25 protein-coding genes are annotated in these 19,118 nt (G+C 74.2%); 13 read left to right on the top strand and 12 right to left on the bottom strand.

Going from position 1 to position 19,118, the window contains the following annotated elements; translation table 11 throughout:
- The first annotated feature begins 9 nt into the window (after window positions 1-9).
- The 6 genes from ACQP60_RS18425 (at window position 10) to ACQP60_RS18400 (ending at window position 3,959) form a co-directional block, all read left to right on the top strand.
- Window positions 10-1,083 carry an LLM class flavin-dependent oxidoreductase gene (locus ACQP60_RS18425; RefSeq protein WP_429735583.1) on the top strand — a complete coding sequence of 358 codons (1,074 nt, stop codon included), beginning with the start codon at window positions 10-12 and terminating at the stop codon, window positions 1,081-1,083.
- 61 nt (window positions 1,084-1,144) lie between these two features.
- Window positions 1,145-1,414: a type II toxin-antitoxin system Phd/YefM family antitoxin gene (locus ACQP60_RS18420; RefSeq protein ID WP_429735581.1), complete on the top strand. Its 270-nt coding sequence runs from the start codon at window positions 1,145-1,147 to the stop codon at window positions 1,412-1,414.
- Entirely contained in the window at window positions 1,411-1,800 is a 390-nt protein-coding gene (locus tag ACQP60_RS18415) for a type II toxin-antitoxin system VapC family toxin (protein ID WP_429735579.1), read from the top strand. Before ACQP60_RS18420 ends, ACQP60_RS18415 begins: the two co-directional genes overlap by 4 nt.
- Window positions 1,797-2,591 carry an MBL fold metallo-hydrolase gene (locus tag ACQP60_RS18410; RefSeq protein ID WP_429735577.1) on the top strand — a complete coding sequence of 265 codons (795 nt, stop codon included), beginning with the start codon at window positions 1,797-1,799 and terminating at the stop codon, window positions 2,589-2,591. Before ACQP60_RS18415 ends, ACQP60_RS18410 begins: the two co-directional genes overlap by 4 nt.
- 43 nt (window positions 2,592-2,634) lie before the next feature.
- Window positions 2,635-3,540: an LLM class flavin-dependent oxidoreductase gene (locus ACQP60_RS18405; RefSeq protein ID WP_429735575.1), complete on the top strand. Its 906-nt coding sequence runs from the start codon at window positions 2,635-2,637 to the stop codon at window positions 3,538-3,540.
- Between the two features lie 35 nt (window positions 3,541-3,575).
- The gene (locus tag ACQP60_RS18400; protein WP_429735573.1) at window positions 3,576-3,959 is read left to right on the top strand and encodes a VOC family protein; all 384 of its coding nucleotides are present in this window, start codon (window positions 3,576-3,578) and stop codon (window positions 3,957-3,959) included.
- Between the two features lies 1 nt (window position 3,960).
- On the opposite strand, the gene ACQP60_RS18395 is transcribed toward ACQP60_RS18400, so the two are convergent.
- From ACQP60_RS18395 to purS, 3 genes are read right to left on the bottom strand one after another with little or no spacing between them, the layout of a single operon-like run.
- Window positions 3,961-4,485, bottom strand: a complete 525-nt coding sequence (locus ACQP60_RS18395) for a GNAT family N-acetyltransferase (RefSeq protein ID WP_429735571.1) — start codon at window positions 4,483-4,485, stop codon at window positions 3,961-3,963.
- Entirely contained in the window at window positions 4,482-5,201 is a 720-nt protein-coding gene (gene purQ / locus ACQP60_RS18390) for a phosphoribosylformylglycinamidine synthase subunit PurQ (RefSeq protein ID WP_429735569.1), read from the bottom strand. Before purQ ends, ACQP60_RS18395 begins: the two co-directional genes overlap by 4 nt.
- Window positions 5,201-5,488, bottom strand: coding sequence for a phosphoribosylformylglycinamidine synthase subunit PurS (gene purS, locus ACQP60_RS18385; RefSeq protein WP_079575850.1), 288 nt, complete (start codon window positions 5,486-5,488; stop codon window positions 5,201-5,203). The genes purQ and purS overlap by 1 nt, the downstream gene beginning before the upstream one ends.
- 248 nt (window positions 5,489-5,736) lie before the next feature.
- Between purS and ACQP60_RS18380 the strand changes: the two genes are divergently transcribed.
- Window positions 5,737-6,555 (top strand): DUF4190 domain-containing protein, encoded by an 819-nt coding sequence (locus tag ACQP60_RS18380; RefSeq protein WP_429735566.1) that lies wholly within the window; start codon window positions 5,737-5,739, stop codon window positions 6,553-6,555.
- A 58-nt stretch (window positions 6,556-6,613) separates the two neighbouring features.
- On the opposite strand, the gene ACQP60_RS18375 is transcribed toward ACQP60_RS18380, so the two are convergent.
- Window positions 6,614-7,576: a phosphoribosylaminoimidazolesuccinocarboxamide synthase gene (locus tag ACQP60_RS18375; protein WP_429735842.1), complete on the bottom strand. Its 963-nt coding sequence runs from the start codon at window positions 7,574-7,576 to the stop codon at window positions 6,614-6,616.
- Window positions 7,577-7,603: 27 nt separating this feature from the next.
- Here ACQP60_RS18375 and ACQP60_RS18370 point away from each other — a divergent pair, with 27 nt between their 5' ends.
- The gene (locus ACQP60_RS18370) at window positions 7,604-7,762 is read left to right on the top strand and encodes a hypothetical protein (RefSeq protein WP_429735564.1); all 159 of its coding nucleotides are present in this window, start codon (window positions 7,604-7,606) and stop codon (window positions 7,760-7,762) included.
- Window positions 7,763-7,769: 7 nt separating this feature from the next.
- Here the strand turns inward: ACQP60_RS18370 and purD are convergent, their stop codons facing one another.
- Window positions 7,770-9,065 (bottom strand): phosphoribosylamine--glycine ligase, encoded by a 1,296-nt coding sequence (purD, locus tag ACQP60_RS18365; RefSeq protein WP_429735562.1) that lies wholly within the window; start codon window positions 9,063-9,065, stop codon window positions 7,770-7,772.
- 60 nt (window positions 9,066-9,125) lie between these two features.
- Here purD and ACQP60_RS18360 point away from each other — a divergent pair, with 60 nt between their 5' ends.
- Complete coding sequence (locus ACQP60_RS18360) at window positions 9,126-9,530, top strand: nuclear transport factor 2 family protein (RefSeq protein WP_429735560.1); 405 nt, start codon at window positions 9,126-9,128, stop codon at window positions 9,528-9,530.
- On the opposite strand, the gene ACQP60_RS18355 is transcribed toward ACQP60_RS18360, so the two are convergent.
- The 3 genes from ACQP60_RS18355 to ACQP60_RS18345 form a co-directional block, all read right to left on the bottom strand.
- Complete coding sequence (locus tag ACQP60_RS18355) at window positions 9,494-10,216, bottom strand: transporter substrate-binding domain-containing protein (protein ID WP_429735558.1); 723 nt, start codon at window positions 10,214-10,216, stop codon at window positions 9,494-9,496. The two genes, ACQP60_RS18360 and ACQP60_RS18355, sit on opposite strands and share 37 nt — an antisense overlap.
- Window positions 10,213-11,508 carry an adenylosuccinate synthase gene (locus ACQP60_RS18350; RefSeq protein WP_429735556.1) on the bottom strand — a complete coding sequence of 432 codons (1,296 nt, stop codon included), beginning with the start codon at window positions 11,506-11,508 and terminating at the stop codon, window positions 10,213-10,215. The genes ACQP60_RS18355 and ACQP60_RS18350 overlap by 4 nt, the downstream gene beginning before the upstream one ends.
- A 122-nt stretch (window positions 11,509-11,630) precedes the next feature.
- Window positions 11,631-11,993, bottom strand: coding sequence for an STAS domain-containing protein (locus tag ACQP60_RS18345; RefSeq protein ID WP_429735554.1), 363 nt, complete (start codon window positions 11,991-11,993; stop codon window positions 11,631-11,633).
- Between the two features lie 86 nt (window positions 11,994-12,079).
- Here ACQP60_RS18345 and ACQP60_RS18340 point away from each other — a divergent pair, with 86 nt between their 5' ends.
- Window positions 12,080-12,529 carry a DUF3151 domain-containing protein gene (locus tag ACQP60_RS18340; RefSeq protein ID WP_429735552.1) on the top strand — a complete coding sequence of 150 codons (450 nt, stop codon included), beginning with the start codon at window positions 12,080-12,082 and terminating at the stop codon, window positions 12,527-12,529.
- A 34-nt stretch (window positions 12,530-12,563) separates the two neighbouring features.
- Here ACQP60_RS18340 and ACQP60_RS18335 read toward each other — a convergent pair whose 3' ends face one another.
- Entirely contained in the window at window positions 12,564-14,762 is a 2,199-nt protein-coding gene (locus tag ACQP60_RS18335; RefSeq protein ID WP_429735550.1) for an ATP-binding SpoIIE family protein phosphatase, read from the bottom strand.
- A 180-nt stretch (window positions 14,763-14,942) separates the two neighbouring features.
- Here ACQP60_RS18335 and ACQP60_RS18330 point away from each other — a divergent pair, with 180 nt between their 5' ends.
- The gene (locus tag ACQP60_RS18330; RefSeq protein ID WP_245807192.1) at window positions 14,943-15,296 is read left to right on the top strand and encodes an STAS domain-containing protein; all 354 of its coding nucleotides are present in this window, start codon (window positions 14,943-14,945) and stop codon (window positions 15,294-15,296) included.
- 82 nt (window positions 15,297-15,378) lie between these two features.
- On the opposite strand, the gene fbaA is transcribed toward ACQP60_RS18330, so the two are convergent.
- The 3 genes from fbaA to ACQP60_RS18315 all read right to left on the bottom strand — a co-directional run bounded on the left by fbaA (window position 15,379) and on the right by ACQP60_RS18315 (window position 18,046).
- Window positions 15,379-16,398 (bottom strand): class II fructose-bisphosphate aldolase, encoded by a 1,020-nt coding sequence (gene fbaA / locus ACQP60_RS18325; protein ID WP_429735547.1) that lies wholly within the window; start codon window positions 16,396-16,398, stop codon window positions 15,379-15,381.
- A 110-nt stretch (window positions 16,399-16,508) separates the two neighbouring features.
- The gene (locus tag ACQP60_RS18320; protein ID WP_429735545.1) at window positions 16,509-17,213 is read right to left on the bottom strand and encodes a TrmH family RNA methyltransferase; all 705 of its coding nucleotides are present in this window, start codon (window positions 17,211-17,213) and stop codon (window positions 16,509-16,511) included.
- Entirely contained in the window at window positions 17,210-18,046 is an 837-nt protein-coding gene (locus ACQP60_RS18315) for an SDR family oxidoreductase (protein WP_429735543.1), read from the bottom strand. The genes ACQP60_RS18320 and ACQP60_RS18315 overlap by 4 nt, the downstream gene beginning before the upstream one ends.
- Window positions 18,047-18,134: 88 nt before the next feature.
- Between ACQP60_RS18315 and ACQP60_RS18310 the strand changes: the two genes are divergently transcribed.
- Window positions 18,135-18,875: an HAD-IIA family hydrolase gene (locus ACQP60_RS18310; protein ID WP_429735840.1), complete on the top strand. Its 741-nt coding sequence runs from the start codon at window positions 18,135-18,137 to the stop codon at window positions 18,873-18,875.
- Window positions 18,872-19,117 carry a hypothetical protein gene (locus ACQP60_RS18305; RefSeq protein WP_429735541.1) on the top strand — a complete coding sequence of 82 codons (246 nt, stop codon included), beginning with the start codon at window positions 18,872-18,874 and terminating at the stop codon, window positions 19,115-19,117. Before ACQP60_RS18310 ends, ACQP60_RS18305 begins: the two co-directional genes overlap by 4 nt.
- Window position 19,118: the final 1 nt, after the last annotated feature.

Here is a 19,118-nt window from a genome sequence, read left to right as displayed (position 1 = left end):
TCCCAGGCGATGAACGCCGACGCCCCCGCCCCCGCGCCCACCTCTCCCCGACTGTCCGTGCTGGACCTGGTCCCGGTCCGCACCGGCCAGTCCAGCCCGCAGGCGCTGGCCGCGTCGCTCGCGCTGGTGCGCCGCGCGGACGAGCTGGGCTTCGAGAGGTACTGGTTCGCCGAGCACCACAACATGCCCGCCGTGGCGGCGTCGACGCCGCCGGTCATGATCGCCGCGGCCGCAGCCGCCACGGAGCGCATCCGCGTCGGCTCGGGCGGCGTCATGCTGCCGAACCACGCGCCGCTCGTCGTGGCCGAGCAGTTCGCGGCCCTGGAGGCGCTGGCCCCGGGCCGCGTGGACCTCGGCATCGGCCGCGCGCCCGGCTCCGACCCGGTCGTCACGGCGCTGCTGCGGCAGTCGGGCCCGACGTCGGACGTCGAGCGCTTCCCGCAGCACGTGCGCGACATCCTCGCCCTCATGAGCCCGGACGGCGCCACGCTGCGCCTCGGCGACGGCAACCTCTACGACGTCCACGCCACCCCCGCCGCCGTCGGCGCCCCCACGGTGTGGCTCCTCGGCTCCAGCGACTACTCCGCCCGCCTCGCCGCGGAGCTGGGGCTGCCGTACGTGTTCGCGAACCACTTCTCGGGCGCGGGGATCGAGCAGGTGCTCGCGCTCTACCGCGACGGCTACCGGCCCAGCCCCGCCCACCCCGAGCCGCAGACGTTCCTCACCGCGAACGTCGTCGTCGCGCCCACCGCCGTCGAGGCGCACGAGCGCGCCCTGCCGCAGCTGCGGTCGATGGCCCGCCTCCGCACCGGCAAGCCGATGGGCCGCGCCGAGACGGTCGAGCAGGCCGCTGCCGAGCCGCTCGACCCCATGGCGGAGCAGATCATCGCCGACATGCGCGCCCGCTGGGTGGTCGGCGAGCCCCACCAGGCCGCCGCCCAGCTCCGCGACCTCGCCACCCGGCACGGCGTGGACGAGGTCATGGTCGTGCCCGTGGCCGGCTCCTACGAGTCCGAGCCGCTGGACGCCACGCCCGGCCGCGTCCAGACCTTGGAGCTTCTTGCGGGCAGCGTCGCTCGGTGACCGTTGCTGCCCCGGCAGCAGTGGACTAACCTGACTTAGTCCCATTGGTCCAGGAGGCGCGATGAAGACGGTCAACGTCCACGAGGCGAAGACCCACCTGTCCAAGATCCTCGCCGAGGTCGAGGCGGGCGAGGAGTTCACGATCGCCCGCGCGGGAAAGCCGGTCGCTCGAGTCGTGGGCGTCGAAGCGACGCCCAAGCCGCGGCGCGAGCTCGGAGCACTTCGCGGCCAGTTCACGATGCCCGACGACTTCGACCACTGGGCGCAGGACGAGATCATCGCGATGTTCGAGGGTTCGGAAGACGATCAGACGGGCTCGTCGCAGCGATGAGGTACCTCCTGGACACCAACATCCTCGTGTGGACGCTCGGATATCCGGAGCGGCTCCCGGACGCGGCAGCCGAGATTCTCGCCGACCCGGACGCCGAAATCTGGTTCAGCGCGGTCAACATCTGGGAGATCGGCATCAAGTCGGCACGTGGCCGGCCGGACTTCGATCTCAACGCGCATCTGGCACGGACGACGACGCTCCGACTGGGATTCCTCGAGCTGGCGGTGACGGGGGACCAGGCCGCAGCGGCGAGCGATCTACCACCCCTCCACAAGGACCCCTTCGATCGGCTCCTCGTCGCGCAGGCGATCACGACGGGCTCGACGTTGCTCACCAGCGATGCCCTGGTCGCCGCGTACCGGGGCCCCATCCGGCACGTCCGATGACCGCACCCCGTCCGTCCGTCGCCGTGGTGCGCGCGGACAACCCCGGCCCGATGACGCTGGACGGCACGCGCTCGTACGTGCTCCGCGCGTCGGGCTCGTCGTCGTGCGTGGTCGTGGACCCCGGCCCGGACGACGAGCGGCACCTCGCCACCCTGGCCGACGCTGGGCCGGTGGAGCTGGTGCTGGTCACGCACCGGCACGCGGACCACACGGCCGGGTCGGCCCGTCTGCACGCGCTCACCGGCGCCCCGGTGCGCGCCGCCGACCCGGTGCACTGCCACGGCGGCGAGCCGCTGCGCGGCGGCGAGACGATCGACGCGGCCGGCCTGCGGGTCGACGTCCTCGCGACGCCGGGGCACACCGCCGACTCGGTGTCGTTCGTCGTGACGGTGCCGGACGGCGCGGGGTCGGGCGAGACGGTCGTGCTCACGGGCGACACGGTGCTCGGGCAGGGCACCACGGTCATCGCCGAGCCGGACGGGTCGCTGCGCGACTACCTCGCCAGCCTCGATCTGCTGGAGCGCCTGGGAGACCGACACGTCGGCCTGCCCGGGCACGGCCCGGCGATCGACGACCTGGGCGTCGCCGTGCGCGCCTATCGGGCCCACCGCCTGGAGCGCCTGTCACAGGTCCGAGAGGCCCTGGCCGGGCTCGGCCGCTCCGCCGGCGACGCCTCGGCGGCCGACGCCGTCGTGGCGCACGTGTACGCCGACGTCGACCCGTCGGTGCGCCGCGCGGCGCGGCAGTCCGTCGTCGCGCAGCTCGCGTACCTGGCCGACGAGCCGGCCTGACCCGATGCGGGCGGGTGTCGGTGTCCCGCGGCACGATGGCGTGATGACGGTCACTCCTGCCCCTGAAGCCCGCCCCGCCGTCCGCCTCGGCGTCGCGTTCGTCCCGACGATGCCGCCCGAGTCGCTGCGGTCCCTCGCCACCGCGGTCGAAGCCGCCGGCCTCGACGACCTGTGGGTGTGGGAGGACTGCTTCAAGCAGAGCGGCGTCGCGTCGGCCGCGGCGGCGCTGGCGTGGACCGAGCGGGTCCGCGTCGGGATCGGCCTCATGCCCGCGCCGCTGCGCAGCACGGCGGTCACGGCCATGGAGGTCGCCACCGTCGCGCGCATGTTCCCAGGTCGGTTCGTACCCGCGGTCGGCCACGGCGTGCAGGCGTGGATGGACCAGGCCGGGGTGCGCGCCAAGTCGCCCCTCACGCTGCTGCGGGAGCACACCGAGGCGCTGCGCGCCCTGCTCGCCGGCGACGAGGTGACGACGTCGGGCCGCTACGTGACCCTCGACCGCGTCCGCCTCGACTGGCCCGCGCCGCGGGTTCCGCTGCTGCTCGGCGGCGTCGGGCCGCGCTCGCTCGCGCTGGCGGGCGAGCTGGGCGACGGGGTCATCCTCGCCAACGCGCTCACGCCCGACGACGTGCGCGCGGCCGCGGAGACGGCCGGCGCCGCCGCCCGGGACGCGGGCCGCCCGGTGCCGGGGGTGTACGCCACGCTCATCGCCGCGACGGGCGACGGCGCGCAGGCACGGCTCGACGCCGAGCTCCCGCTGTGGGGCGCGGAGGCCGGGCGCGGCATCGGCGCGGCCGGCGACGCCCGCGCCATCGCCGACGCCGTGCTCCGCCTCGCGGCCGCGGGGGCCTCGGCCGTCGCGGTGCAGCCCACGGCGGACGAGCCCGACCTCGCCGGCTTCGTCGAGCTGCTCGGCCGCGAGGTGCGGCCGCTGCTCGACCAGGCATGACCCACGCAGGGCAGGACCCACCCGAGGAGCACAGCATGGACTGGAAGATCGAGCTGATCCACGTGCCCGTGAGCGACGTGGACCGGGCGAAGGAGTTCTACGAACGCGTCGGCTTCCACCCCGACCACGACCAGCAGGTGAACGACGACCTGCGGTTCGTCCAGATGACGCCGCCGGGCTCGGCGTGCTCCATCGCGTTCGGCACGGGCCTGGGCGGCACGCTGCAGCCGGGGCAGCTGGACGCGATCCAGGTGGTGGTGCCCGACGCGGACGAGGCGCTGGCGCACCTGCGGAACGTGGGCGTCGAGGCCGACGGCGTGGACGACCGGCCCTGGGGGCGGTTCGTCACGTTCGCCGACCCGGACGGCAACTCCTGGACGCTGCAGCAGCTGCCCGCGTGGTCGGCGAACGCCGGCTGAGTCAGAGCCGCTTGCCGTAGCAGCGCTGCTGCTCGAACCCGGCGTGGTCGCCGAACGACTCGATCGGCTCGTAGCCGATGGCCTCGTACAGCGCGATCGCCTCGGGCTGCGCGGTGCCGGTCTCGAGCACGAACCGGCGGAAGCCGACCTGGCGTGCGGCGCGCTCCAGCTCGCCCATGAGCCGGCGGGCGACGCCGCGCCCGCGGACGTCGCCGTCCACGTACAGGCGCTTGACCTCGCCGGTCGCCGCCGGGTGCGCGGTGCCCCGCCCGCGCCGGTCGTCCGTCCCTGACACGTCGCGCACGGCGGCGGTGCCGACGGGCCGGCCGTCCAGCCGGGCGACGAGGGTGACGACGATCGACCGCGGGTCGATGGCCGGAGCCTCGTCGTCCCCGCCGTACCGCACCGCCATCTCGGCCTCCTGCGCGGCACGCAGGGCGGCGGCGTCGGGGTCGTCCCACGCCACGGCGTCGACCGTCAGACCCTCCGGCCCGACGGTCGACGGGAGGGTGGTGGTCGCGGTCATGCCGAGACGAGCGAGGCCAGCACCGACGTGAAGAAGCCGAGCCCGTCCGTGCCGGAGCGCGGGCCAGCCGCGCCGTCCGGGCCGAACCCGGCCTCGACGGCGTGCTCCGGGTGCGGCATGAGGCCGACCACGTTGCCGCGCGCGTTCGTGATCCCCGCGATGTCCCGGCGCGAGCCGTTCGGGTTCCAGCCCTGGTAGCGGAACACGACGCGCCCCTCGCCCTCGAGCTCGTCGAGGGTGCGGTCGTCGGCCACGAACTGGCCGTCCTGGTTCTTCAGCGGGATGGTGATGTGCTGACCGGGCCGGTACTGGTTGGTCCACGCCGTCGACGTGTTCTCGACCGACAGCACCTGCTCGCGGCACACGAAGTGCAGGTGGTCGTTCTTCACCATGGAGCCGGGCAACAGGTGGGCCTCGGTGAGCACCTGGAAGCCGTTGCAGATGCCGAGCACGGGCATGCCGCCCTTCGCGGCGTCCACCAGGGCGTCCATGGCGGGCGCGAAGCGCGAGATGGCGCCGGCGCGCAGGTAGTCGCCGTACGAGAAGCCGCCCGGCAGGACGACGGCGTCGACGCCCTGGAGGTCGCCGTCGGCGTGCCACAGCGACACCGGCTCCCCGCCCGCGAGCCGCACCGCGCGGGAGGCGTCCCGGTCGTCGAGGGTGCCGGGGAAGGTGACGACGCCGATCCGCGCCGAGGCGAGGGTGCCCGCGGTCATCAGGCCACGCCCTCGGCGGTGATCGTCCCGGCGGCGTCGGTCGCGGCGTCCGCGACGCGCACGACGTCCTCGATGACCGGGTTCGACAGCAGCGTCTCGGCGGCCTGCTGCGCGGCGGCGAGCACCTCGGGCGTGACGTCGCCGTCCACCTCGAGCTCGAACCGCTTGCCCTGGCGCACCCCGCTGAACTGGGTGAAGCCGAGGCGGGGCAGCGCCCCGACGACGGCCTTGCCCTGGGGGTCCAGGATCTCGGGCTTGGGCATGACCTCGACGACGACGCGTCCCACGGGTGCTCCTTGGATCGTGACCGGTAGCTGGCCGGGTGGTCCAGCGGCCGCGGCTCCGGGGTCCCGGCACGGACGGCGCCGCGGAGGCGCGCGCGTGGGGGCGGGAGCACGACGGCGGGATTCCGCGACGAGTCTACCGCCCGGCGCGCTAGCCTTCGGACGCCGCGGAGCGCGGCCGGACGACGGCGCCGACGGCGACGCCGCGTCATCCCCATCGCAACCGACCCATCGCACCGACCAGAGGAAGCATGTCCGCACCCACCTCCCCGCCCTCCGGCGGCAGCGTCCCCGACCCCTACTCGACCCCCGACGCCGGTGGCGCGACGGAACCGTACGCCCCGCACGCGCCGTACGGGCAGCCGGCACCGCAGGGCGCCACCCCGTACGCCGAGGCGGCGACGTCGCGGTACGGCGCCCAGCCGCCGTACGCGTACACCCCGCCCCGCAAGACCGACGGCGTGTCGATCGCGGCGCTCGTCACCGGGATCCTCGGCCTGGCGCTGGTCCCGCTGGGGCTCGGCATCGCCGGTGTCGTGCGGACGAAGGACCCGGCCCGAACCGGCCGCGGCCTCGCGATCGCGGGCATCGTCCTGGGCGCCCTGAGCACGATCGCCTGGGCGGTGGTCGTCGGGCTCGTGGTCATGGTGGCCACCAACGACGATGCCAGGTCCGCCTTCACCGAGAGCTTCCAGGAGGGGCTCGCGGAGGGCACGAGCTTCGGGTACGGCGAGGGCGACTGCTTCGACCTCCCCGCCGACGCCGTCGACCTGAGCGAGACCACCCCCGCGGACTGCGAGGGGTCGCACACCTCGGAGGTGATCGGCACCCACGACCTGGAGGGCGACACCTTCCCGGGTGACGAGGCGATCGAGGAGACCTTCGGCGAGCTGTGCCCCCGCACCTTCACGGTGTACGTCGGGTCCGACATCGAGTCCTCGAGCCTGACGATGTGGTACGTCGCGCCGAACGAGGCCACCTGGGCGCTCGGCGACCGCGAGCTGGTGTGCGTCGTCGAGAACGGCGACGGCACACCGCTCACCGGCAGCGTCGCGTTCTCCGGCATGTGACGCCGGTGCCGCTGCGCGTGGCGGGCGCCGCTCCTGTCGCCCCCGACCTGGCGCCCGCTCAGCGCAGCGGCGCCCCCGTCAGCCGCTCGTACGCCTCGAGGTACCGGTCGCGGGTGCGCTCGACGACGTCGGCGGGCAGCGCGGGCGGCGGCACGTCCGACGACCGGTCCCAGCCCGACGCCGGAGACGTCAGCCAGTCGCGCACGACCTGCTTGTCGAAGCTCGGCTGGGCGTGGCCCGGCTCCCACTCGTCGGCGGGCCAGAACCGCGACGAGTCGGGGGTGAGCACCTCGTCGCCCAGCAGCACGGAGCCGGTCGCCGGGTCGACGCCGAACTCCAGCTTGGTGTCGGCGAGGATCACGCCGCGCTCGCGCGCGATCTCCTCGGCACGGGCGTAGACCGCGAGCGTGAGGTCCCGCAGCCGCGCGGCGGCGTCGTCGCCGATCCGGCGCGCCACCTCCTCGAACGGCACGTTCTCGTCGTGCTCCCCCACCTCGGCCTTGGTGGCGGGGGTGAAGATCGGCTCCGGCAGGCGCGACCCGTCGACCAGGCCGGCCGGCAGCGGGATGCCGGTGACCTCGCCGGACGCGCGGTACTCGGCCAGGCCGGAGCCGGTGAGGTAGCCGCGGGCCACGCACTCGACGGGGAACATCTCGAGCCGGCGGCAGATCATCGCGCGGCCGGCGACGACGTCGGGCACGAGGCCGTCGCCGGGCTCGGCGCTCGCCTCCGTGGACACGACGTGGTTGTCCACCACGTCCGCGAGCTGCTCGAACCACCACAGGCTGAGCTGGGTGAGCACGACGCCCTTGTCGGGGATGCCGGGGGTGAGCACGTGGTCGTGCGCCGAGAGGCGGTCCGACGCGACCACGAGGACGACGTCGCCCAGCGGGTGCACGCCGCCCAGGGCCGGCAGGTCCGGCTCGTACAGGTCGCGCACCTTGCCGGAGTAGACGTGGCGCCACCCCGGCAGGTCGAGCGGTCCCCCGGCGAAGGCGTCGGGCTGGTCAGCGTCGCGCATGTCGGTCACGCCCCCTAGTGTTCCAGCATGTCGCCCGACGACGGCACCGCCGTCCCGCCCGTGGACCTCGCCCCCTTCCTCGCGGCCTTCCAGCGCGACATGGGCATCGACGACGTCGAGGGCGACGACGACGGCCTCGCCGGCGGCGGCACGTTCGGCTGGTTCCCGGGGGCGCCCGGGCGCTGACCGGCCGTCAGGGAACGGTGACCTCGCCGCGCTCGGCCTTCAGCGCGATGTCGCTGCGGTGGTGCGAGCCGTCGAGCGCGATCTTCTCGACCCCGGCGTACGACGCCGCCCGCGCGGCGGCGAGGTCCGCGCCCCGGCCGACGACGGACAGCACGCGCCCGCCGGCGGACACCAGCGCGCCGTCGACGACGGCGGTGCCGGCGTGCAGCACGTGCACGCCGTCCAGCGCCTCGGCGTCGTCGATCCCGGTGATCGGGTCGCCCTTGCGCGGGGACTCGGGGTAGCCCTGGGAGGCGACGACGACGTTCACCACCGCGTCCTTAGACCAGCGCAGCGGCTCGATGCCGTCGAGGCGGCCGGTGGCGGCGGCGAGCAGCACGCCGGACAGCGGGGTGCGCAGCCGGGCGAGCACGGCCTGGATCTCCGGGTCGCCGAAGCGGGCGTTGAACTCGACCACGCGGGTGCCGCGCGACGTCAGCGCCAGCCCCACGTAGAGGACGCCGGAGAACGGGGTGCCGCGGCGGGCCATCTCGTCCACGGTGGGCTGGGCGATGCGGTCCACCACCTCGGCCACCAGGCCGGAGGGCGCCCAGTCGAGCGGCGTGTAGGCGCCCATGCCGCCGGTGTTGGGGCCGGCGTCGTCGTCGCCCACGCGCTTGAAGTCCTGCGCCGGCACCATCGGTACGACCGTGGCGCCGTCGCACAGGCAGAACAGCGAGACCTCCGGGCCGTCGAGGTACTCCTCGACCACCACGGTGCCGTCGTCGCCGCGCGCGTCGAGCGCCTCACGGGCGTGCGCGAGGGCGGCGTCCCGGTCCGACGTCACGACGACACCCTTGCCGGCGGCGAGCCCGTCGTCCTTGACGACGTAGGGGGCGCCGAAGGCGTCGAGCGCGTCGGCGACCTGCTCCACGGTGGTGCACACGTGGGCCATCGCCGTGGGGACGGCCGCGGCGGCCATGACGTCCTTCGCGAACGCCTTCGACCCCTCGAGCCGCGCGGCCTCGGCCGACGGGCCGAAGACGGGGATGCCGGCCTCGCGGACCGCGTCGGCGACGCCCGCCACCAGGGGTGCCTCGGGCCCGACGACGACCAGGTCGACGCCGAGCGTCCGGGCGAGGGCGGCGACGGCCCGCCCGTCGTTCGCGTCCACCGGGTGCAGCGCGGCCTGCGCGGCCATGCCCGGGTTGCCGGGCGCGGCGTGCAGCTCGTGCGCGGGCGCCGCGCCGTCGGCGGACTCACCGGCGAGGGCGTGGACGATGGCGTGCTCGCGGGCACCGGTCCCGACGACGAGGATCTTCACGGGCGACCAGTGTAGGAGGCGCGCGCGACCGGCGTCGGTGGCGACCGCCATGCTGACGCCATGACCACCGCCGCTCAGCTCTTGCTCGCCCTGTCCGACCGGATCGACACGCAGGACTGGGACGGCCTGTCCGCCCTGCTCGCGCCGGACTTCCGGGCCCGCTACGTGCACACGGGCGAGGAGTTCGACAGGGAGTCGTTCGTCCGCCTCAACCGCGACTACCCGGGCTCGTGGCGGTTCGAGCACGAGGACGTCGTGGACGGCGGCGACCGCGGCGTCCTGCGCGCCCGCGTGAGCGACGCGACGGACGAGAGCGACGAGGTCTACCACGTGGCGTCGTTCGGCACCACGGGCGCCGACGGCCTGCTGCACGAGCTCGTCGAGGTGTGGGCCGACCAGGTGCCCGAGGTGCCTGAGCGCGGCCGGGGTCAGGCGTCCCCGGGCGACGGGACGGTCGCGTCCTGACCGGAGCGGGCGAGGGCCTCCGCGACGAAGCCGTCCGCGGTCAGCTCCGCGACGGCGTCGCGCAGCCAGGCCACGGCGACGGGGTCACGGTCGCGGCCGGTGGCGACGGCCTGCCGGATCTCGGTGAACCGCGGCTCGACGACGCGCAGCCCGGGGTGCTCGGCGACGTACCGGGTGAGCGGCTGGCGGATGCCGGCGGCCACGTCCAGCCCTTGGTCCTCGAAGACCGCGGTGCCCTCCACGCCGCGCACCACCTCCGCGTGCTGCAGGGTGCGCGTGAGGTACAGGTCGTACGCCGAGCCCCGCTTCACCCCGACCCGCACGCCCGGCCGGTCGACGTCGTCCGCGGTCCGCACCGGCGAGCCCTCCGGCACGGCGTACACGCCCTCGATGAGCACGTACGGGGCGGTGAACGCCACCTGCTCGGCGCGCTCCGGCTCGACGGCGAGGAAGCCGATGTCGGCCCGGCCGTCGGCGACCGCCGCGAACGAGTGCCGGGCGGCGTCGACGCACTCCAGCACGCCCTCGACGCCGAGCCGTCGGGCCAGCTCGCGGGCCAGGTCGACGGTCACCCCGGACGGGTCCTCGCGGGTGCCCTGCGCCAGCACCGGGTTGCCGAGGTTGATCACCGCGCGCAGCACGCCCGTGGGGGCGAGCGCGTCGACGACCTGGCCGGTCGCGGTCATGCCCGGGCGTGGATCAGGTCGTGCACCGGGATGATCTCGTCGCGGCGCGGGCCGACGCCCACCGCGGAGATGCGGCAGCCGGACAGCTCCTCCAGGCGCGCGAGGTACGCCTGCGCGTTCGCGGGCAGGTCCTCGATGGTGCGGGCGTGCGAGATGTCCTCCCACCAGCCCGGCATCTCCTCGTAGATGGGCTTCGCGTGGTGGAACGCCGACTGGTCGTCGGGCATCTCGTCGTAGCGGGTGCCGTCCACGTCGTAGGCCACGCAGACCGGCACCTTCTCCAGGCCGGTGAGCACGTCCAGCTTGGTCACCACGAGGTCCGTGAGGCCGTTGATGCGCGACGCGTAGCGCGCGATGACCGAGTCGTACCAGCCGCAGCGGCGCGCGCGGCCGGTCGTGACGCCGTACTCGCCGCCGGTCTTGAGCAGGTACTCGCCCATGTCGTCGAACAGCTCGGTGGGGAACGGGCCCTCGCCGACGCGCGTCGTGTACGCCTTGATGACGCCGATGACGGAGTCCACGCGGGTGGGCCCGATGCCCGAGCCTGTCACCGCGCCGCCGGCGGTCGCGCTCGACGACGTGACGAACGGGTACGTGCCGTGGTCGATGTCGAGCATGGTGGCCTGGCCGGCCTCGAACAGCACGTTCTTGCCCGCGTCGAGCGCCTGGTTGAGCACCAGCGGCGTGTTCGCGACCATCGGCTGCAGCCGCTCGGCGTGCGCGAGCAGCTCGTCGACCGTCTCGTCGATGTCGACGGCGCGGCGGTTGTAGACCTTCACCAGCAGGTGGTTCTTCTGGTCGAGGGAGCCCTCGACCTTCTCCCGCAGGATCTTGGGGTCGAACAGGTCGGCGATGCGGATGCCGACGCGGTTGATCTTGTCCGCGTACGCCGGGCCGATGCCCCGGCCCGTGGTGCCGATGCGGCGCTTGCCGAGGAAGCGCTCGGTGACCTTGTCGAGCGTGCGGTGGTAGCCGGCGATCACGTGCGCCTGGCTCGAGACCAGCAGGCGGGAGACGTCCACGCCCCGCGCGATGAGGTCGTCGAGCTCCTCGAACAGCACGTCGATGTCGACGACGACGCCGTTGCCGATGACGGGGACGACGCCGGGCGACAGGATGCCGGAGGGCAGCAGGTGCAGCGCGTACTTCTCGTCGCCGATGACGACGGTGTGACCCGCGTTGTTGCCGCCGTTGAACTTCACGACGTAGTCGACCCGGGACCCGAGCAGGTCCGTGGCCTTCCCCTTGCCCTCATCGCCCCACTGGGCACCGACGAGCACCACGGCTGGCATGAAATCTCCTCGCGTCGACGAGACCCGGCGTGTGCACCCGCGTCACCTGCGGAGGCGGGCCGTCCTGGGCCGGGCCGCGCCCGAGTTTACCCGCCCGTGACCTGCACGCCGGTCCGGCGCGCTCAGCCCGCGGGGTGGTGCGTCGCGGGGGTCGACGGCGCGGGCGCGGACTCGCAGCGGTGGTCGCGGTCGATGCGGAACAGGTCGAGGGCCCCGCACACCTCCAGCACGAACAGGTCGCGCTCGTCCGCGCCGCGCAGCACCGTGGCGCCGCCGCGCTTGCGCCCGGCGTCGGCGAGGGAGATGAGGAAGGCGGCCCCGGTCGAGTCCATGAACGTGACGCGGCACATGTCGATCACCAGCAGCTGCCGCCGCAGCCCGACCACCCGGGTGGCGATCTCCGGGAACTGGTCGCGCTCCGCGAGGTCGAGGTCACCGGCGATCACGAGCGTCGTCGTCGTCGAGGACGTCGCGATCTCGATCATGGAGCGAGCGTACCCGCGACCGGCCGCGCGCGACGCCCGAGGCGCCGATCTGTGGACCCGCCCGAGGAGCGCGCCAGAATGGGCCCATGACCTCCTCCGCGCGCGACCTGCTCGCCGGCCCGCCCCCGACCCGTCTGCCCGACGACCACCCCCAGGTGCGCGAGGGCCTCGACACCGGGGAGGACCCGGCCCGGCTGGCCGCCGACCACCCCGCGTCGTCCCTCGCCTGGGCGGTGCTGGCCGAGAGCACGCTCGACGCCGCGGGCGCCGAGCCGACCGCCGCCCGGTCCGTGACGGCGTACGCGTACGCGCGCACGGGCTACCACCGCGGCCTCGACGCGCTGCGGCGCGCGGGCTGGCGCGGGCAGGGCCCGATCCCCGCCGACCACGTGCCCAACCAGGGCTTCCTGCGCGCGCTGGCCGCGCTGGCCGAGGCGGCCGCGCAGATCGGCGAGACCGACGAGGCGGAGCGCTGCGCCCAGTTCCTGCGCGACTCCGGCACCTCCCCGGAGGAGGTCCGCGCGCTGCGCGACTGAGCCGAGACCGCCCTCCGGCACGCTGGAAGGGAGGTCAGCGGGGCGCGACGGCGTCCGCGTGCAGCTTGGCCCACACGAGCTTGCCGGAGCCGGCGGGCCGCCAGCCCCAGTCGGCGAGCCGCTCGACGATCTGCATGCCGAACCCGCCGACGCGGTTCGGGTGGCCGTCGGTCGTGACGGGCGGGGCGGGGTTGGAGTCCTCCACCTCGATCCGCAGCCCGTCGCCGGTGTCGAAGAGGCGCAGCGCGATGTTGCCCCAGCCGTGCAGCACGCCGTTCGCGACGAGCTCGGACACCACCAGCTCGGCCGACGCGGACTCCGGGAGCCCCCAGGCCTGGCAGGTGCGCAGCACGGCGTGCCGGGCCCGGCCGATGGACGCCGGCTCGCTGGGCAGCAGCCACCGCCGCGACCGCGGGCTGAGCGGTTGCACCTGCGCGTCGGCGACCGGGTCGGGCACGCGCACCACGACGAGCGCGACGTCGTCCTCGGGGGCGTCGGCGAGCCGGGAGAGCAGCTCCTCCCCCACCCCAGCGGCGTCGCGGGCGGTGATGCGGCCCGACGTCTCGACGAGGGCGTCGAGCCCGACCTTGAGCGACCGGTCGCGGCGCTCGATGAGACCGTCCGTGTAGAAGAGGAGCACGTCGCCGCGCCGCAGCTCGGCCTGCCCGGTGGTGCGCGGCTTCGACCCGAAGCCCACCAGGGAGCCGGCCCCGCCCGCGAGCTGGGTGACCTTGCCGTCGCGCAGCAGCAGCGGCGGCAGGTGGCCGGCGCGCGTGTACTGCACCGTCCAGGCGTCGCCGTCCTGCTGGTGTCTGAGGGTGGCGTAGACCATCGACGCCGACCGCGGGATCCGCATCCCCGTGACGAGCTGGTCCACCCGGTCCACGACGATCCCCGGCGTCGCGAGCTCGAACGCGTAGGACCGCACGACGGACCGCAGCTGGCCCATCGCGGCCGCGGCCTCGACGTCGTGCCCGACGACGTCGCCGACCACGAGCCCGACGGTGCCGTCGTTGATCTGCAGCACGTCGTACCAGTCGCCGCCCACCTGGGCGTGCTCGGCGTTCGGCGCGTAGTAGGTCCACACGTCCAGGCCGGAGACGTCGGCCTGCTCGGGCAGCATCGCGCGCTGCAACGCCTCGGCGAGGCGGTGCTCGCGCGCGTACAGGCGCGCGTTGTCGATGGCGGTGCCGGCCCGTCGCGCCACCACCTCGATCACGGTGTGCACGTGCTGCGGCTCGCCCGGCCCGGGCAAGGCCTCCTCGGTGACGGTCCCGTCGGCGGCCACGCCCACGCCGTGCCAGGTCGCGAGCAGCCCCAGCACGCGGCGACGGCCCGCGACGGCGTGCACGACGACGGCGCGGGGCAGCGCCCCCGTCTCCTCCACGACGCGGCGTAGCAGGTCGCGGCGCAGCCAGCCGGACGCGGAGTGCGCCGGGAAGCCCGCGCCGAGCCGGAGCATCACGGGCCCCTCGACGACGCCCTCGAGCAGGTCCTGCACCTCGTCCCGGACGGGCTCGCGGGCGTCGCCGTCCGCGGGCGGGTCCGGCCGTTCCCCGGGGGCGTCGCCGGCTAGCTCGGGGACGTAGCGCGCGTGCCGACGTCCCCGGCCGCTCGGCGGGGATGCGACGTCGACGCCGTCGGCGAAGACGAGCCCGTCGTCGTTGACGTAGAAGCCCGCCCAGGGCACGAGGGCCCGCAGCAGGTCGGCGATGTCGCGCAGCGCGTACGGGTACTCCAGGTCGCCCAGCAGCTCCGTGGTCTGCGCGATGAGGTCGAGGTCCGCGCGCTCGCGCCGCTCCACCTCGAGGGAGGCGAGCTGGTTGGCCTGCCGCTCGACGTGCGTCGACACGTCCGTGGCGGTGCCGAACCAGCGCTCCGCCGGGCCGCGCTCCCCCGGCACGGGCGACATCGTGATCTGCCACCAGGTGGCCCGGCCGTCCATGAGCCGGCCGCTCACCATGCGCGTGGTGGGCCGCCCGGCGCGCAGGTCGGCCTGGCTCCGCTCGCGCTCCGCATCGTCGTCGACGAGCTCCAGGAGCGGGTGCGTGCCCAGGACGGCGAGGTCGTTGACCCCGATCCCGGACTCGCGAGCGAACGCCTCGTTGATCCACAGGACGGGCATCCCGTCCTCCCAGGCCCCGGTGACGAACGCGGGGATGATGGCGGCCGCGATCGCCCCGTCGAGAAATCCGTCCGGAAGGGGCGGCACAGGACCGGATGATTCGGTCATAATGCCTCCACTGCCGAGATTCCCCGCCCTGGTTGGTGTTCTTGCTGGTCATTCAACCGTAGATTGGTGTCCGCCGAGACTCGAGGTGAACGCCCCGCGCGTGGAAGGAGCACCGTGCACGACGGATCGAACACGACCCCACGTGACCTGCGGCGTGCGGACGTGAAGGAGGCAGACGCGGTGCCTGAGCTGGGAGACCCCGCGAGCGTGCACGTCATCGTGGGCGCGTCCCGCGCCCGTGTCGTGCTGTCCGGCGAGATCGACGCCGACATCGGAGCCGAGCTGGGCGAGGCCATCTCCGACGCCGAGGGCTCCGGCCTCCCCGTCGAGATCGACGCCCATCACGTCACCTTCATGGACTCCTCGGGTGTGGCGTTCCTCGCACGCCTCGCGTCGCGCAGCCCGCACCGCGTCCGGGTGCTCCGTGCCCCGCCCACCGTCCGGTTTCTCCTCGAGGTCACGCGGATCGGCGAGCTGCTGGAGATCGTCGACGTCGACCCCGGCTTCGACCTCGAGACCCCCGCACCCCGCTAGCCCGGGCACCAGAACGTGCGACGAGGGGCGGCCCGCGATGATGCGGGCCGCCCCTCGTGCTATCTCGGCGAGAGCCGGGAGATCACATCTTGTGGCCGGCGGAGCGCAGCTGCTGCGCGGCCTCGACGATGCGGGCGGCCATGCCGGCCTCGGCCTGCTTGCCCCAGGCGCGCGGGTCGTACGCCTTCTTGTTGCCGACCTCGCCGTCCACCTTGAGGACGCCGTCGTAGTTGCGGAAGAAGTGGTCCGCGACGGGGCGCGAGAACGCGTACTGCGTGTCGGTGTCGATGTTCATCTTGATGACACCGTTGTCGACCGCCTCGGAGATCTCCTCGGCCGTGGAGCCCGAACCGCCGTGGAAGACGAGGTCGAACGGGTTCTCCTTGCCGATCTCCGCGCCGACGGCCTTCTGGATGTCCGCGAGGATCGACGGGCGCAGCTTCACGGCACCCGGCTTGTACACGCCGTGCACGTTGCCGAAGGTGAGGGCCGTCAGGTAGCGACCCTTCTCGCCGGCGCCGAGCGCGCGCACGGTGGCGAGGCCGTCCTCGGCCGTCGTGTAGAGCTTCTCGTTGATCTCGGCCTCGTGGCCGTCCTCCTCGCCGCCCACGACGCCGACCTCGATCTCGAGGATGGTGCGCGCGGCCTGCGAGAGCTCGAGCAGCTCGGCGGCGATGACGAGGTTCTCGTCCAGGGGGATGTCCGAGCCGTCGAACATGTGCGACTGGAAGGTCGGGTTCTTGCCCGCCTTCACCTGCTCCGCCTCGAGGGCGAGCAGCGGGCGCACCCAGGAGTCGAGGTTCTTCTTGACGCAGTGGTCGGTGTGGATCGCGATGTTCACCGAGTAGTTCTTCGCGACCTCGGTGGCGTAGGCCGCGAGGGCCAGCGAGCCGACGACGCGGTCCTTCACGGTGGAGCCCGACGCGTACTCCGCGCCGCCCACGGAGACCTGGATGATGCCGTCCGACTCGGCCTCGGCGAAGCCCTGGAGAGCGGCGGTCACGGTCTGCGACGAGGTGATGTTGACGGCGGGGTAGGCGAACTTGCCGGCCTTCGCCCGGTCGATCATCTCGGCGTAGACCTCGGGGGTTGCGATAGGCATCTGCGGTACTCCAATGACGGGGCGTACGAGGATGCAGCGGGATGCTTCGTCGCGACGGGCGCCGTGCGACCCGCATGCACCCGGATTTTCTCACGTCCGGGTCAGGAGAGTCACATGCCGTCGGCTCCGTGAGACGGGTGCCCCGACGGCGCGAGCCAGCGCGACGCCCAGGCGTGCACCGCGATCGCACCCGCGGCGCCCGCGTTCAGCGAGCGGGTGGAGCCGTGCTGGGTGATGTGCAGGACGTCGGAGCACACCGCCTGCGCGTCCGGCGTCAGGCCCGTGGACTCCTGGCCGAACAGCAGCACGCAGCGGGCGGGCAGGTCGGAGGCCTCCAGCGGCACCGACCCGGGCACGTTGTCGATGCCGATCACGGGCAGGCCCCCGCCGTCCGCCGACGCCGCCCACGCCGCGAGCGCCGCCGCGTCCGGGTGGTGGTGGGTGTGCAGGTAACGGTCGGTGACCATCGCGCCGCGCCGGTTCCACCGCCGTCGGCCGACGACGTGCACCCCGGCCGCGTTGAACGCGTTGGCCGTGCGCACCACCGAGCCGATGTTGAGGTCGTGCGCCCAGTTCTCGATGGCGACGTGCAGCTCCCGGCCGGCCGGGCGACGGGCGTCGAGGTCGGCGACGACGGCCTCCACGGCCCAGTACCGGTAGCGGTCGACGACGTTGCGCCGGTCGCCGTGCGCCAGCAGCTCGGGGTCGTAGCGGGGGTCCGGCGCGCCGTCGGGCAGCCGGGGCCACGCGTCCGGCCCGCCGGGCCACGGGCCGACGCCGACCTCCCGCTCCGGCTCTCGCTCGGACCCGCTCACCGCCCGGCCAGCCACTGGTCGTAGGTGATCGTGCCCGCCGCGGCGTCGGGCACGAGGTTGCGGCCGGCGCGGAAGAACTCCCCGAGCGGGCCGGGCAGCGGCACCCCCACCGGCAGCCGGCGGGAGCCGCGAGCCCGCCGCCAGGCGCCCGCCATCGCGCGCGCGTCGAGCACCTGCGGCCCGCCGACGGTGGCGGTCGGCGCGCCCGAGGGGCCGGCCGTCGGCGCGACCCCGAGCGGGTCGGCACCCTCGGCCCCGTCCACGAGGGCGCGGGCGACGTCGCGCAGGTCGATCGTCTGGAAGCGGCAGCCGCGCGGGTAGGGCAGCAGCCCGAGCCGCGACCAGGCCCCGAGGCGGCTGTCGCGGCCGAAGAAGAGGTCGAGGAACTCGTGGAACTGCGTGGCCCGCACGACCGTCGCCGGCGCCGGCCCGGCGGCGTAGACGCGCTCCTGCTCGGCGTGCGCCCGGTAGTACCCGTACCCGCTGCGGTCGACCGCGGCGATCGACAGGACGACGGCGCGCCCCACGCCCGCGCGGCCCGCGGCGTCCGCGACCCGGCGTGCCCCCGCGGTGAACACGGCCTGGGCGGCGGGCGTCATCCCGTTGCTGGTGTCGACCACGGCCTCCACGCCGTCGAGGGCCGCGGCGAGCGCGCCCGCGACCCGCGCGTCGTCGTCGTCGAGCAGGTCCGCCGCGTGGTGCGTCGCGCCGGGCTCGAGGCCCGTGGGACGCCGGCGCGAGACCACCCGCACCTCGTGGCCCCGCCGCGTCGCCTCCCGCACCACGGCGCGCCCCGCCTGACCGGTGCCGCCCACCACCGCGATCGTCGTCATGCGCCCATCCTGGCGCACGCGAGACGCCGCCCCGCCCACTAGGGTGAGCCGCGTGAGCGAACGACGGATCGAGTGCTGGCTGACCGACATGGACGGCGTCCTCGTGCACGAGGGCCAGGCCATCCCCGGGGCGCCGGAGTTCATCCGCGCCCTGCGCGACGCGGAGCGGCCGTTCCTCGTCCTGACGAACAACTCGATCTTCACGCCGCGCGACCTGCGCGCCCGCCTCGCGACGTCGGGCATCGACGTGCCGGAGGAGGCGATCTGGACGTCCGCGCTGGCGACGGGGCAGTTCCTCACCGACCAGATCCCCAACGGCTCCGCGTACGTGATCGGCGAGGCCGGCCTCACCACCGCCCTGTACGAGGCGGGCTACACCCTCACCGAGTCGAACCCGGACTACGTGGTGCTCGGCGAGACGCGCACCTACTCGTTCACCGCCATCACCAAGGCGATCCGCCTGGTGCGCGACGGCGCCCGCTTCATCGCCACCAACCCGGACACGACCGGGCCGTCCGCCGAGGGCCCGCTGCCGGCCACCGGTGCCGTCGCGGCGATGATCCAGGCCGCCACCGGCCGCTCGCCGTACTACGTGGGCAAGCCGAACCCGATGATGTTCCGCTCCGCGCTCAACCGCATCGACGCCCACTCCGAGGTGACGGCGATGATCGGCGACCGCATGGACACCGACGTCGTCGCCGGCATCGAGGCGGGGCTCGAGACCTTCCTCGTCATGACCGGCTCCACCAGCGCCGCCGAGGTGGACACCTACCCGTTCCGGCCGTCGCACGTCGTGGACTCCATCGCGGACCTGATCGGCCGGGTATGACGCGCCGGGAGCGGGTCCTCGTGTGGGCCGCGCTCGTCGTCGGCGCCGTGCTGGTGGTGCTCGGGGTCTACCAGGCCTCGACCTGGACCTGGTCCCTCGGCTGGTTCGCGTACGCCCCACTGTCGGACACGACGTTCCACCCGCAGATCCCGAACTGGTGGATGCCGCCCGCCATGATCGGCGTCGGGGCGCTGCTCGCCGGCCTCGGCGGCGGCTTCCTGCTGGGCCGCCGCCGCGACTGAC

The sequence above is a fragment of the Isoptericola variabilis genome (assembly GCF_050311655.1).
Taxonomy (GTDB): Bacteria; Actinomycetota; Actinomycetes; order Actinomycetales; family Cellulomonadaceae; genus Isoptericola; species Isoptericola variabilis.
Note: the sequence above shows the minus strand (reverse complement) of the source record. Positions and strands in the feature narration are given on the sequence as shown.